Source organism: Deltaproteobacteria bacterium, from assembly GCA_040223695.1.
Taxonomy (GTDB): Bacteria; Desulfobacterota_D; UBA1144; order Nemesobacterales; family UBA2774; genus JAVKFU01.
On the sequence record JAVKFU010000017.1, the window covers coordinates 215,120 to 228,861 of the forward strand.

The following is a 13,742-nucleotide window of genomic DNA, read 5'->3' on the forward strand; positions in this document are numbered from 1 at the left end:
ACGGACCGAAAATATTACGGAAAGGGAACCTGAAAAACAAATGGACTTCGACTTTACCGAAGAACAAAAGATGATAAGAGGCGTTGCGAGGGAGTTCGCGAGGAAGGAAATAGCCCCCGCTGCCGACTATTGCGATAGAAAAGCGGAATTCCCGCATGAAATTCAGGAAAAGGCCCGCAAGCTCGGCCTCATAAATGTCGTAATCCCGGAAGAGTACGGAGGCTCGGGACTCTCGGCAATCGAGATGATAATAGTAGCCGAGGAGCTCGCATGGGGATGCGCCGGGATCACAGTAGGCGGAATCGCAGTCAACACCCTCACGGCCCAGCCGATCATCATAGCCGGTGACGACGGTCAAAAGAAAAAATATCTCGGGCTTCTGGCGGAAGCCTACGGCTCTTACTGCGTAACCGAGCCCAACGCCGGCTCGGACGTAATTTCAATGAGAACTACCGCGCTAAAGAAAAAAGACAGATACATACTAAACGGGCAGAAAACCTGGATATCAAACGCCCGGGAAGCCCGGTTCTTCGTGGTTTTCGCCAAAACCGACCCTGAAGAAGCGAGCCACAGAGGGATCAGCGCATTTCTCGTAGACCGCGATCTACCGGGGGTAGAGGTATCGAAGAAGCTCGCTAAAATGGGCCAGAAGGCAAGTGACGCGTGCGAAGTTGTTTTTAATGAGGTCGAGCTTGGAGCGGAATCCCTTTTGGGCGGCGAAGGCCAGGGGTTTAAACTGGCTATGGAGGTATTCGACCATAGCCGCCCCGTGATAGCCGCCATGGGTGTCGGAATTTCCCGGCGCGCGCTCGATGAATGTATAAGCTACTCTAAAGAAAGGCAGGCTTTCGGTCGTCCCATACTCGACTTCCAGGGGGTCAGCTTCAAAATAGCGGACATGGGTATGAGGACTCAGGCGGCGAGACTGCTGGCATATAACGCCGCTTGGAAAACGGTCAAGGGAGAGCGCAATACGCTCGAAGCATCCTACGCCAAGACCTTTGCCTCGGATACCGCCATGTGGGCCGCGACGGAAGCCGTCCAGATACACGGCGGCTATGGCTACTCCGAAGAATATCCGCTCGAAAAGCTAATGCGCGACGCGAAGGTGCTTCAGATATACGAAGGCACAAACGAAATACAGCGCGTTGTAATGGTAAAGGAGCTGACAAAGGACTGAACCTATGGGAGAGCCAGTCATCATAGACGCGCTCCGCACCCCTGCGGGGCGTAACCGCGGGGCGCTCAGATATATCAGGCCAGACGAGTTATACGCGCAATTAATCAATCGTCTATTGAGCCGGACAGGGATAGACGGCCGGAAAATAGACGACGTTATTACGGGGTGCGTAACGGAGGTAGAAGAACAGGGCGCCAATATCGGAAGACTGTCCGTGCTCCTCTCCGAGCTCCCCGCATCTGTTCCCGCCACGACACTCAACCGCCTGTGCGGCTCAAGCCAGCAGGCAGTCCATTTCGGAGCGCAGTCAATCGCTTCAGGGGACGCGGATTACGTCATAGCCGGAGGCGTCGAGTCCATGACCCGTGTGCCGATGTTCTCCGATATCAGAGGGGGTTTTGAGAATCTTAACCCCGTTATCGGCAAGAAATACGAACTCATTCATCAGGGCGAATCGGCGGAAAGAATCGCCGAGAAATACGGACTCAAAAGGCAGGATTTGGATAAATTCGCGTATCAGAGTCATCTGAGAGCCGCGTTCGCCACAAAATCGGGCTATTTCAAAGAACAGATCATGCCCGTAAACGGCGTTGACGCGGATGGCAAACCCTTTTTACTGGATTACGACGAGGGCATAAGATTCAAACCTGATCTCGACAGAATGTCGGCCCTCTCCCCGGTTTTCAGAGAAAACGGCGTCATCACCGCCGCAAATGCGAGCCAGATATCCGACGGGGCTGCCGCGGTCCTGATCGCCGACAGCGAAACCGCCCGGGCGGACGGTCTGAAACCCCGCGCCCGATTCCGCGCCAGAGTCGTTTTAGGGGGCGATCCCACAATGCAGCTCCTGGAGGTAATCCCCGCGACAGAGAAAGTCCTTGACAGAGCCGGACTCGGCCTGGAAGATATGGATGTTATCGAAATAAACGAGGCTTTTGCCTCCGTAGTACTCGCGTGGGCAAGTGAGCTAAAACCCGATATGAGCAGGGTAAATCCGAACGGGGGAGCAATAGCTCACGGCCACCCGCTTGGCGCTACAGGGACCCTCCTCATGACGAAGCTCCTCCACGAGCTCGAACGATCAGGAGGTCAATTCGGACTTCAGTTAATGTGTATAGGACACGGAATGGCGACTGCCACGATAATCGAACGGATATAATTTTTTCACGCTGAGCCGGTGAACCTCAATTGAGCGAAAGAAATAAACATAAACATCCGTGCAGTATATTCTCTCTCGAATCAGACGAGGAGATGTTCGGTACTGCCCCCAGAGTGGAAACATGGTTCCTGCTGGAGTACGGAGGGCACTGGACCGGAGACGCTTTCAAGGACAGTAAAATTCCCGGGAAGGTCAAAAAACGAATCAAGCGTTATCTTAAAACCTATAAGAACTCCCGTCTCCAGCTCATTAAACAACAAAAGGCCACAGAAGAGGGCATCAAGCTTTTTATCGCGCTTTCCACGGAATCCCGTCCCCGCCTGTATGAACTGACGCTTGAAGGCTATGAAGACCTCCTTCGACTGGATATAAAATCGTTGTTGAAAGGTGATTCAAATCTGAGAAAGGAGCCCCTGTTCCTCATATGCACAAACGGTGAATACGACACCTGCTGCGGTAAATTCGGCATGCCGGTTTATCTGGACATCGCCGAAGGCGTGCACGGCCCTGATACCTGGCAGACCATACACATCGGAGGGCACAGATTTGCGTCCACCTTCATATGCTTCCCTCACGGTTTATATTACGGGGGCATCAGAGAGGGTAGAAGGGCCGAGGAGTTAATCGAAGAATATAAAAAAGGGCATATCAATATTCGGAATTACAGGGGACGCACATGCTATGAACAGGAAGTTCAGGCAGCGGAATATTTCCTCAGAAAGGAAACCGGAATAAGTGAGATAGCCATATGTCCGCTAAAAAAACACAAGAAAACCAAGCGTGGATTAAGTGTTGAATTCATTTACAAAGACGAAAAAACTAAATACAAGATGAAAATCAGAAAACTTGCAGATCAAATAAGGGTCTTTAAAAACTGCGGAGACAAGAAAACATCATACGTAACTCAATACAGACTTAAAGACTTCAAAACAGGCCCGGCGGATTAAACCCCCGTCTTCTCAATTATCTGATAATTAAATAAGCGATGCAGCTAATCCATCCTGCCTCCGTACATATTGAGATGAAATACCTCCCTAGGCGCCTTCCTGAATTTTGTACCGCTGATCATTCTCTCATCGAAATACCCGAAGGGAAGAACCGTCAACACATGAAGCTCTTTCGGAATATTGAGATACTCCGCAAGCCCTTTTCTATCCAGCCTTCCTATCCAGCAGGACCCGAGTCTATGCCCCCAGGCGGTTAAAACCATATTCTGCACGGCGCGCGTGCCGTCTATCTCGTGCCATTTGGACGAAGGGTCGGTCAACACAACAACCGCGAAATCGACCTCGGATACAAACCTCCCGCTTATACAGAATTCCTCCAAGCCCTTCAGCTTCTTCTTATCCCTGACCAGTATAAATTCCCAGGGCTGATCGTTGTGAGCGCTCGGAGCGAGCCGTCCGGCCTCCAGGATCTCTCCGACTATTTCCTCCGGCACATCCTTTTTAACATAACTCCTCACCGAGCTAAGTGTTTTCACGCATTCGAACACATCCATTTTCGCACCTCTATTATCATCTTTTGTAGTGAAAGTATCTCTGACCGTACCAGAACAAATATATCATTAAACCTGGATTCCCCATTGAGTATTTCTAAAAACTCTCTATACTAACCCTCCAACTATGACTCCAAATAAGATGGAAATAAACCCTTTTCACGTAAAAGACTGCGCCCTTTTACGTATAGCGACGGGAGAGCACGCGCAGAATTTGAACGAGCTCCGGGATAAACTTTTAACCGTTCACCCGGAATCTATTTATTATCACTACTGGGGCAGAAAATTCCGCCCCCGTTTTACGGACCCGGAATACAATAACGACTTCGCTGAGTGGGCCTATCAAAATCTTCACGACGCCGAGCTTGCGGAGCGCCTGAGCGTTATAGATCCTTCGCATGCAAGCAGTCCGGAGGAACTCAGGGCCGAACTGATCGACGTAATAGAGAAATGCCTGTATGAGCGCGAAACAGCCCCGGCCTCAAGGCAGGACGAGCAGTTTTACTTCGTCCGGGCCCAGGTAGTCGTATTCGATACCGACTGCGTTATAAACAAACCCGAGGAATTACCCGGCCTGATAGACAAGCTATCCGACGGAAGCGTATTCTATCATTTCATAAATGCCGCGAGACGCACAGAAAACAGGACGAACGATTTCAGTGCCTGGCTTTCGGATATAGGCGACGGCTATGGGGAGCTTTCGGCGCTGGTCTCCGCTATTGAGCCTTATTTTCTGAATATGACCGACATACGAGAGCGTCTCAAAACAACACTGAACGGATATTTAAAAAGACAGGGCAAATGAGCGATTTACTGGAATCTTACGCGAAAGCGGGCGGGAAAGACGTTATCGAGCACCTGAGTCAGCTTTCCGCACCTCTTAAGGGAAGCAGAATAGTGCACGTGAATTCCACCCGCATCGGAGGCGGAGTTGCCGAGATACTGATGAAGCTCGTTCCGTTAATGAATGAGTTAGGCATTGATACGAGCTGGGAAGTCATAACGGGCGAAAACGAATTCTATCAATGTACAAAAAGTATGCACAACGCCCTTCAGGGGAATCCTGTGGACATCCCGGACAACCTTCTCAGAGCCTATGAGGCGACAAACGAAGCCAATGCGGAGGAGCTTCGCGGCAAGCTTCAGGACGCTGACTTTGTAATAATCCACGATCCCCAGCCCGCGCCCCTTCTAACGCTCTGCCCCGAACGAAAGGGGAAATGGATATGGAGGTGTCATATTGACGCGAGCAATCCTTACCCCCCGGTCTGGAATTATTTAAGTGAATACGTCCAGGGCTATAACGCCAGTATCTTCTCTCTTGCGGACTATGCCCAGCCCCTTCCGCATAACCAGTATCTGATACCGCCCAGCATTGATCCGCTTAGCGAAAAAAACACGGAGCTCGAAAAAAGTGAAATAGAATCAAAATACGGAGAGTTCTCCATCGATCCCGAGAGGCCCGTAATGCTTCAGGTATCCAGATACGACAGGTTTAAAGACCCGGTGGGGGTAATCGAAGCCTACAGGATTACAAAGAAACTGAACCCTTCACTTCAGCTCGTCCTTGCAGGAGGGGGAGCGACGGACGACCCCGAAGGAGAAGAGGTACTGAGAGAAGTCTACGATACCGCCGGGAAAGACCCGGATATCCACGTCCTGCTCCTGCCCCCGGACGCGCACCGTGTAATCAATGCGCTACAGAGACTCTCGGATATAGTACTTCAAAAATCGACGAAAGAAGGATTCGGCCTGACTGTCTCGGAGGCAATGTGGAAGGGAAAACCCGTAATCGGCGGAAACACGGGCGGTATTCGCCTTCAGGTGATTAATAATCACACGGGCTTTCTTGTAAGCACGCCCGAAGGAGCGGCCCTAAGGACCCAATACCTCCTTAAACACCCGGATGAACGAGGGGAAATGGGAAAAAAGGCGAAAGAGTTTGTCCGCAGGAATTTTCTGATAACAAGGCAGCTCCGGGAGTATTTATCTCTTATAATAGGACTCCATAAAGGAAACCCTGACACCATCGAGTTAAGCTGAGCTTTTTGTACACTAAGGAAATCTGATCTCTGTGTATTCTAATCCATACTAAAACGGAGACTGTGAATAATTGGCCAGGGCAATAAAAACAGGTGACCGCGCCCCGCTGTTCACCCTTCCATCGGGGAACGGAGACTCGGTGGACCTTGAAGACTATATCGGCAAAAAGCCTGTGGTCCTGTATTTTTATCCAAAGGACAATACGAAGGTATGCACAAAAGAAGCCTGCGCTTTCAGGGACAGCTACGAGGAATTCAAGAAAACAGACGGCGCCGAGATATTCGGAATAAGCTCCGATTCCGCAAGCTCCCACAAAAATTTCTCTTCCGAGCACAACCTCCCGTTCAAACTGCTTAGCGATGAGGCAGGTTCCGTGAGAGAGCTCTACGGGGTTCCTAAAACGCTCGGCATACTTCCCGGCAGAGTTACTTACGTAATCGACAGTGAGGGAATAGTAAGGCACATATTTTCATCCCAGCTCAACTACCGCAAACACGTCGAAGAGGCGCTCGACGCCCTTAAAAAACTTAAGAAATAAGAGTCGCCAGATAGTAATTCTTGTAAGCCTGGCCTGAAATCAATTGCGCTTCCGGGCTGGTCATACGCCGCTACCGCCGGCAAATCCCTGTCTGCCCCTGTTTTAATTCCGCCCTTATATTAACATGCCCCTCATGATATAGTTTCAGAATCCTTGGGTTCAATGACGGCAAAATTCACGGTAATATAATGAGATATAGAGGAGGAACGGCGTGCTGAAAAAACCATGGGCTGGCAGGTTTAAAAAAGGAACGCACAAGATAGCGGAGAAATTTTCGGCTTCGATCGATTTCGACAGAAGACTCTATAGAGAAGACATAGAGGGAAGCATCGCACACGCCAGAATGCTCGCCGAAAAGGGGATTATACTGAAAAAGGATTCCGAAAAAATCATCAAGGGACTCAAGCAGATAGAAAAAGAGATAGAATCGGGCAAGTTTCCTTTCAGAGAGGAGTACGAGGACATTCACCTCAATATCGAAAAACGCCTTATCGATAAGATCGGCGAGACGGGCGGGAAAATTCATACCGGAAGGAGCAGAAACGATCAGATTGCGCTCGATATGAGGCTTTATTTGAGAGGCGAAATCAATGAAATAACCCTGCTCTTAAAAGTTATCGCAGAGACCATACTCGACCTGGCGGATAGAAATATCGACGCCGTGCTTCCATTGTATACGCATCTTCAAAGAGGGCAGCCGGTGCTGCTATCCCATCAGCTGTTGGCCTTCTACGAAATGATAAAGCGGGACAGGGAACGCTATCTTGACTGCCTGGAAAGAGTAAACGTAATGCCGCTAGGTGCGGGGGCGGGCGCGGGAACCACCTTCCCGATAGACAGAGAATTCATAGCCAGGGCGCTCAATTTCCCCAAGGTCACCCAAAACAGCATAGACACTGTTAGCGACAGGGATTTTATTGTTGAATTCATATCCGTATCGGCGAATCTGATGATGCACCTGAGCAGGTTATCGGAGGAGTTCGTCCTGTGGTCGAGCAAGGAATTTGACTTTGTCGATCTGGGCGATGAATTCACCACCGGCTCGAGCATCATGCCCCAGAAGCGAAATCCTGATATGGCGGAGCTGATCCGTGGAAAGACCGGCAGGGTTTACGGGAACCTCGTATCGATATTGACCGTCATGAAAGGGCTGCCCTTTTCTTACAACCGTGACATGCAGGAGGATAAGGAGCCGATGTTCGACACTGCGGACACCGTAAAATCATCCCTTGAAGTCCTGGGAGAAATGCTGGGCAACATAGAGTTCAAGCACGGGAATATGAGAAAAGCGCTCGAAGCCGGTTTTATTACCGCAACGGACCTCGCCGATTATCTGACCCGGAAGGGTATGCCTTTCAGGCAGTCGCACGAGGTTACGGGCAGGATAGTCGGATATGCCGAGGAGAAGGGAAGGGAGCTTGTAAAATTGCACGTCTCGGAGTACCGCATGTTCTCGAACCTTTTTGAGGAAGACCTCTTCGAATACATAACTCTCGAAGGATCAATCAAGAACAGAAATTCCCACGGCGGAACCGCCCGGGAGAATGTCGTTAAAATGATCGCGCAAGGAAAAAAAGAGACAGCGAAGTGGTAAGAGCAAAAAAATCCTGACGAACTGCCTCCCTCATCGGTTGTTCTATCAATTCCAGTAGTTTTATCAAATTTCGGTAATCAGGAGGTTCCCGTATGAAAGAAATGACCGAAAATGAATATAGAGAATTTCTTTTGACAGGCACAAAGACCGGGAAACTTGCGACCGTGAGAAAGGACGGACGTCCCCATGTCGTACCCATCTGGTACGACCTCGACGGAGAGACATTAATCTTTAGCACTGGCGGGGACTCCGTTAAGGCCGACAACATGCGGCGAGACCCGAGGGTATGCCTGACTGTAGACGACCAGACGCCCCCCTACTCGTATGTAATGATCGAGGGAACGGTCTCTTTTTCCGAAGACCCCGACGAGCTTCTCAAGTGGGCCACCCGCATCGGAGGCCGTTATATGGGAGAAGAGCAGGCGGAAGCATACGGAAAACGAAATTCGTCCGAAGGGGAAATCCTGGTCAGAATCTACCCGACAAAAATACTGGCCCATAAAGACGTAGCCAGCTGGTAGATCCTTTAGAGACACGGGACTCCACATAAACGGAAAATGGAATGACGAGTGGTACGATACAGAATCCACAGCCTAGCGTTTCGTCAGGGGCCAAGACCTTCCCCGTCAAATTTTACTATTGCTTTAAAATCGTATAAGAAACATAATTATTAACAATTCCGATTAGTTGATGATCCGTCTGTCGAGGGAAGTTCGATAGATTTTCAAACCGTACCAGTCCGTGGAGGCAGCAATGAAGTTTCATTCCGAGCGAGAACCTAAGAAATCCTCATACATAAGCAGAATCATGTCCAGATTCCTCTCGGCGGAGAAGAGGAGCAGTCCCGTTTTGTTTTGGGCCCTCATCGTAGGAGCCCTGACAGGCTTAATCGGAGCCGTATTTCAGATTGTGCTTGATCAGATCGCCGGATTCAGGGAAATGCTTATGAGCCATGTCTCGGATACGCCCGGGCTCCCGCTACTGACCTCTGTAGTGCTGTCGGCAGTGATGGTATTCCTGGCATTTTTGCTGGTTCGCAGGATAGCGCCCGAAACAGGTGGGAGCGGGGTTCAGGAAATTGAGGGCGCGCTCGACGACGTAAGGCCTGTCAGGTGGAAAAGGGTTCTGCCGGTCAAGTTTTTCGCCGGAATTCTGTCCCTCGGAGGCGGCCTGGTGCTGGGAAGAGAAGGGCCTACAATACAGATGGGGGGCAATATCGGCAAGATGATCGCGGACTTCTTTAAAGCGGCCAAAGATGAGACTCACGCGCTTATAGCCGCGGGGGCAGGGGGAGGGCTCTCGGCGGCATTCAATGCGCCGCTTGCCGGGATTTTATTCGTCTTCGAGGAGATGAGACCGGAATTCAAATACAATTTTCTCTCCGTCCAGGCCGTAATTATCGCCTGCGCAGCTTCAGACATTGCGCTCCGCTCCCTGATGGGACAAAGCCCGGATATCAGCATGGCAATGCTGCAAGTGCCTCCACTGGCATCGCTCTGGCTTTTTCTTATATTCGGTTTCGTATTCGGGATATTCGGAGTCGTCTTCAATAAAGTTCTGATAGAAACCCTTAACTTCTTCACTAATTTAAAGGGTTGGTCTTTTAAGCTTACCGGCCTTTACGTGGGCGCCTTCATAGGACTTCTAGCATGGCTCTATCCCGACACTATAGGCGGCGGTTATGACGTTATACCCAGAGCGCTCTCGGGCTCTATACCCGTAATGATACTTCTCGTACTTTTCGCCGCCCGTTTCGGCACGACGATGGTAAGCTACGGCTCCGGGGCCCCGGGCGGCATTTTCGCCCCCATGCTGGCGCTCGGCACACTGTTCGGCATGTGGTTCGGCCACTTCGCGCATTTCTGGCTTCCCGATCTCGTTGTTCGTCCCGAGTTATTTGCGGTAGCCGGTATGGCCGCCCTTTTTTGCGCAACGGTGAGGGCCCCTCTCACCGGAATAACCCTGACGATCGAAATGACCGGGAATTACGATATGATTTTACCCCTGATCCTAACCTGTCTTACGGCAACACTCGTGGCCGAGGCGTTGGGCGGAAAGCCCATATATACTGTGCTCCTGAAAAGAACCTTAAATCTGGCGAAAAACAAGATATTGTGAATGGTCTCCGGACGCTGGCGGACCATAGAAAAATTTTTTTAAGGAAAGAGCCTTCAGGTTTGAATCGGGACGAATCGATAACCACACATATCAGCTTGTTGACTAATTAAAGAATGGAAACGCGCGTTTTAAGATACCTCCTCCTTGCACCCACCCTCCTCCAGTATCTTCTCAATCTCATACCCAGCCGCCATACTCGCAATACACGAAACCAGTTCCTGCGCCGGAGAGAAGACCGCGTTCTTATCAATGCCTTTTACGAGCTCATTTCCATTGTAGATAGGTGAAAATTCCATACCCCTGGAATTAAGATTTTCAAGTTCGGATTTTCCTCTGTTAAGCCTTAGAAACGCACCGGCTACCCTATCCTCTATCATATAGAATACAGGCTCTCCGACCACTTCGGAGTCAACCCTTAAAGCGGTAGGAATACCTTCCTGAATAACTATGTCCCTCACGGGTTTTCCGCCCTTGCTGACCCTCATACGCTTCCTACTCTCCGAATTGAGAGAACGTATTTCGTCCCCGCTCGAAACACTGATAACAGCCATTCCATACGTGCCCGAGTCGCTCTTGAGGAACAGGTAAGGCTCCTCGGAAACCCCCCTCTGTCTGTATTCCCCCCTCAGCTTTTCAAGCATTTCATCCGCGATACGTGCCACCCTTTCACGGTCTCCGGGATCATCAAAATCCACGCCCTCTGCGGATAAAGTTTCGATCGTGATAATCCACGGGTCTATACCCAAAACCTCGGACGCCTCCCCCGCAAGCTTGTTATAGAACTCAAAATGCACACTCTTTCTCCGTGTGTGCCAGCCTATTTCAATCGGCGGTTCTACCGGCTGCCGTATATCCCTCAGAGTCTTCGGACACTTTTCGGAAAAGTCGTTATTAATTAGCAGTAAGTCCGGGACCGTTTTAGAAGTAAAGACCTTATGGTCTTCTTTCATTACCTTACCGGCATATACTTCTTTTCCCCCTTGAGCCTTGAAAACGATCTCATCCTGACCGAAGTCGTCGCTCACGATCCCCACTTCAACACTGTAATTCACCTTCTCAAGGATCGATTTGAGTACCGATATATTCTCCCAGTAGTACGTATTTCTTGTATGAAGCTCGGGAACGATCAGAATGGATTTAACCTTCGGGTGCTTCCGTTCGAAATAATTCTTGAACAACATTGACGTCCTGTCTCTGAAGGTCTCCGAAAGGTTATTGAAACCCGCGGGGAAAATGTTCGTATCAACAGGGGAGACCTTATAATCCGACACCCTGAGGTCTACCGATGAATAAAGCGGTATGAACAATTCTTCGGTTTTACTCTCTAACCAGGATTCAAGTTTGTCCTTATTGCGGGAAATTTTATCGTTCAGTTCAATAATCTGTTTCATGAGTAAATCAATCTTTCACAACATAAGTCCCTGCGATCTTATCATGCCAGGTCTGAGACTCCCGATCGAATAGCGACCAGAAAAATCCGGCAAACAGAAATGAGGCAGACACATAATAGCCCACCCACCTGACGAAAGAATCCCATAAACCTACGTTATCTCCTTCGTTATTTATCAATTTAATACCCATCAGCATCTTTCCTATCGTGGTTCCGGTGAGTCCGTGAAGGAAAACAAAGTATGTGGATGCCAGAATTAAAAGAGCTAAATAGAGCGGGGTAAGGACTCTGTCCGAGCCGTAGATTTCCGCACCAAATCCTCCGGCAAAATAAAGACCCGCCCGCGCCGAAATAAACGCCGTAAGCGTGATAATAATAATATCAACTATAAAAGCCGCTCCTCGTGTCATAACACCTGCAAGATTGAAAACCTGGGTCTCGAGAGCGTAACTTTCCCTCGGTTTTCCTAAATCATCCCTTCTGTAACCCTCGTTGTCTTCGTCCAGCAAGAAGGGGTCCGATATTATGCTGGGATACTCCTCCTCATCGTTGGATGAATTCTCCCCGGGTGCCATATCTGCTGAATGATATCCTTTCCCCGAGCCGGCTGATACATCCTCCTCCTTTTCTTTAGAGAACTCTTTAGACTCAGGGGATTCAACTCCGGCTCCGGTTTCATATCCGGCAGCAGTTCTCTTTTCCACAAAAGGACTTTCATCATTATACGGGTCGTTTCCCGCGGCGGGCTTTATAGGAATATCCAATAATTCCCCGAATGCTTGTTCAGAACCGGCGTCTGAGCGGTATTCGGGACTTTCGCCCTTTTCCGTTCTTTTATTCCGTCCTGCTGATTTATAATTCGAATCCCCCCTGAGCGGTGAGCCGCATTTCTTGCAGGATTCAAGATAATCGAAACTATTATATCCGCAGGATGGACATTTCATACCGGTTTGTTAAAGAATAAAAATAGAATCGAAATTCTGTCAAAAAAAACTGCGCCTTACCCTGACAAATCATCAATAGAATTAATTGAGATATATATCAAAATAAGGCGCAGCAGGACATTTATAAAACTTTATCAGGAATCTTCAGACAATTGAATCTCAATTGCTGATTTGAGTCCTTCCGGATTCGCCCCGGGGACTATCATTCCGTTTACCACAAAAGTCGGAGTTGAGGACACCCCTATAGAAGAGGCCTCTTTCATCTGAGTTTCTACCTTTGCCTTAACCTCTTTGGAATCCAGGCAGGCATCGAATTTTTTGGTGTCCAGACCCAGCTCCTTGGCGTATTCATTGAACTTTTCTTCAGAATTTTCCAGTTTTATATCTTTTTGATTATCGAACAGCATATCGTGGAATTTCCAGAATTTATCATTACCCTGCTCATAAGCGCAAAGTGAGGCGATTGCGGCGGGCATGGCCCAGTTATGATTCTGTAAAGGCAGCTGCTTATAGGAAATCTTCACCTTGCCGTCGTATTCCTTGAGGATAGACGGAATCATGTCTTTCCCTCTCTTGCAGAACGGACATTGAAAATCGGAATACTCTACAATCGTAACCTTGGCGTCCTTCGCGCCCTTGGTAGGTATATCTTTAAGCGATATTTTTTCCATTACCTCTTGATGAGGGTCCACGGTTGAGTCATAAAGCTCGCTTCCCAGTACAATGTATTGACCGTTAGCGCTTATAAAAACCGGAACCTCCTGACGCCCACCCATAAGGAATGAGCCTTCTTTAATACCTTTTAACTTGGACTCCTTGAATTTACCCGTATCCACTATCTCGCTGTTTATGATGAGGAATTTACCGTCCGATGTCATGAGCAGCGGAAATTCTCCGCGAGCTACCGGAATTGAGCCTTTTTTGATTCCCTCTATAGGTGTCTCTTCAAATGTTTTCGTATCCACCATGTTACCCATCATCACGTACTTCCCGTCCGGGCCGATCATGAACGTAACATCCTGTGCGCCCGTCGGGGTTTGGATAATGAATTTCCCCTGTTTCAGTCCCTTTACAGGGCTCTCTTCGAAGCCCTCTACTTTTACGGTTGTGTCCGGGCCTATGTTTGCGCCGAATCTTTTCTTGAAAAACGATTCGAGCCTCGCAGATTCATCCTTCGATATTTGATCGGCTAACGCCAGATTCCCTACCAGGATAAAATTCATAATAAGTATTGCCAATGATAAAAATCTAAATCTCATACTTGCCTCCTTGGTTTTG

The 13,742-nt window shown here is 49.1% G+C and carries 13 protein-coding genes; 9 read left to right on the forward strand and 4 right to left on the reverse strand.

Annotated elements, in window-relative coordinates; all coding sequences use genetic code 11:
• Window positions 1-40: 40 nt before the first annotated feature.
• Genes RIG61_08890 through RIG61_08900 form a run of 3 tightly spaced genes read left to right on the forward strand, consistent with a single transcriptional unit; the run spans window position 41 to window position 3,286 of the window.
• Window positions 41-1,180: an acyl-CoA dehydrogenase family protein gene (locus tag RIG61_08890; GenBank protein ID MEQ9619275.1), complete on the forward strand. Its 1,140-nt coding sequence runs from the start codon at window positions 41-43 to the stop codon at window positions 1,178-1,180.
• A 4-nt stretch (window positions 1,181-1,184) separates the two neighbouring features.
• A complete protein-coding gene (locus RIG61_08895) occupies window positions 1,185-2,339 on the forward strand; it encodes a thiolase family protein (protein ID MEQ9619276.1) in 1,155 nt (384 codons plus the stop codon).
• A 29-nt stretch (window positions 2,340-2,368) separates the two neighbouring features.
• Complete coding sequence (locus RIG61_08900) at window positions 2,369-3,286, forward strand: sucrase ferredoxin (GenBank protein MEQ9619277.1); 918 nt, start codon at window positions 2,369-2,371, stop codon at window positions 3,284-3,286.
• Window positions 3,287-3,330: 44 nt separating this feature from the next.
• Here RIG61_08900 and RIG61_08905 read toward each other — a convergent pair whose 3' ends face one another.
• On the reverse strand, window positions 3,331-3,840 hold the full coding sequence (locus RIG61_08905) for a nitroreductase family protein (GenBank protein ID MEQ9619278.1): 510 nt from the start codon (window positions 3,838-3,840) through the stop codon (window positions 3,331-3,333).
• Window positions 3,841-3,979: 139 nt separating this feature from the next.
• Here RIG61_08905 and RIG61_08910 point away from each other — a divergent pair, with 139 nt between their 5' ends.
• The 6 genes from RIG61_08910 (at window position 3,980) to clcA (ending at window position 10,130) form a co-directional block, all read left to right on the forward strand.
• A complete protein-coding gene (locus RIG61_08910) occupies window positions 3,980-4,642 on the forward strand; it encodes a DUF5752 family protein (GenBank protein MEQ9619279.1) in 663 nt (220 codons plus the stop codon).
• A complete protein-coding gene (locus RIG61_08915) occupies window positions 4,639-5,880 on the forward strand; it encodes a glycosyltransferase (protein MEQ9619280.1) in 1,242 nt (413 codons plus the stop codon). The genes RIG61_08910 and RIG61_08915 overlap by 4 nt, the downstream gene beginning before the upstream one ends.
• Before the next feature lie 70 nt (window positions 5,881-5,950).
• Window positions 5,951-6,418, forward strand: coding sequence for a peroxiredoxin (locus tag RIG61_08920; GenBank protein MEQ9619281.1), 468 nt, complete (start codon window positions 5,951-5,953; stop codon window positions 6,416-6,418).
• Between the two features lie 211 nt (window positions 6,419-6,629).
• On the forward strand, window positions 6,630-8,012 hold the full coding sequence (argH, locus tag RIG61_08925; GenBank protein ID MEQ9619282.1) for an argininosuccinate lyase: 1,383 nt from the start codon (window positions 6,630-6,632) through the stop codon (window positions 8,010-8,012).
• A gap of 92 nt (window positions 8,013-8,104) precedes the next feature.
• Window positions 8,105-8,533 (forward strand): PPOX class F420-dependent oxidoreductase, encoded by a 429-nt coding sequence (locus RIG61_08930; protein ID MEQ9619283.1) that lies wholly within the window; start codon window positions 8,105-8,107, stop codon window positions 8,531-8,533.
• A 232-nt stretch (window positions 8,534-8,765) separates the two neighbouring features.
• Window positions 8,766-10,130 carry a H(+)/Cl(-) exchange transporter ClcA gene (clcA, locus tag RIG61_08935; GenBank protein ID MEQ9619284.1) on the forward strand — a complete coding sequence of 455 codons (1,365 nt, stop codon included), beginning with the start codon at window positions 8,766-8,768 and terminating at the stop codon, window positions 10,128-10,130.
• 128 nt (window positions 10,131-10,258) lie between these two features.
• Here the strand turns inward: clcA and gshA are convergent, their stop codons facing one another.
• The 3 genes from gshA to RIG61_08950 form a co-directional block, all read right to left on the reverse strand.
• Entirely contained in the window at window positions 10,259-11,521 is a 1,263-nt protein-coding gene (gene gshA, locus RIG61_08940; protein ID MEQ9619285.1) for a glutamate--cysteine ligase, read from the reverse strand.
• A 7-nt stretch (window positions 11,522-11,528) separates the two neighbouring features.
• Window positions 11,529-12,284, reverse strand: coding sequence for an RDD family protein (locus tag RIG61_08945; protein MEQ9619286.1), 756 nt, complete (start codon window positions 12,282-12,284; stop codon window positions 11,529-11,531).
• 314 nt (window positions 12,285-12,598) lie between these two features.
• Window positions 12,599-13,723 carry a thioredoxin domain-containing protein gene (locus RIG61_08950; GenBank protein ID MEQ9619287.1) on the reverse strand — a complete coding sequence of 375 codons (1,125 nt, stop codon included), beginning with the start codon at window positions 13,721-13,723 and terminating at the stop codon, window positions 12,599-12,601.
• Window positions 13,724-13,742 lie beyond the last annotated feature (19 nt).

Coding starts and splice junctions, on each gene's coding strand:
- RIG61_08895 (MEQ9619276.1), top strand. CDS start 1,185: ATGGGAGAGCCAGTCATCATAGACGCGCTCCGCACCCCTGCGGGGCGT.
- RIG61_08890 (MEQ9619275.1), top strand. CDS start 41: ATGGACTTCGACTTTACCGAAGAACAAAAGATGATAAGAGGCGTTGCG.
- clcA (MEQ9619284.1), top strand. CDS start 8,766: ATGAAGTTTCATTCCGAGCGAGAACCTAAGAAATCCTCATACATAAGC.
- RIG61_08910 (MEQ9619279.1), top strand. CDS start 3,980: ATGGAAATAAACCCTTTTCACGTAAAAGACTGCGCCCTTTTACGTATA.
- RIG61_08950 (MEQ9619287.1), bottom strand. CDS start 13,723: ATGAGATTTAGATTTTTATCATTGGCAATACTTATTATGAATTTTATC.
- RIG61_08930 (MEQ9619283.1), top strand. CDS start 8,105: ATGAAAGAAATGACCGAAAATGAATATAGAGAATTTCTTTTGACAGGC.
- RIG61_08915 (MEQ9619280.1), top strand. CDS start 4,639: ATGAGCGATTTACTGGAATCTTACGCGAAAGCGGGCGGGAAAGACGTT.
- RIG61_08905 (MEQ9619278.1), bottom strand. CDS start 3,840: ATGGATGTGTTCGAATGCGTGAAAACACTTAGCTCGGTGAGGAGTTAT.
- gshA (MEQ9619285.1), bottom strand. CDS start 11,521: ATGAAACAGATTATTGAACTGAACGATAAAATTTCCCGCAATAAGGAC.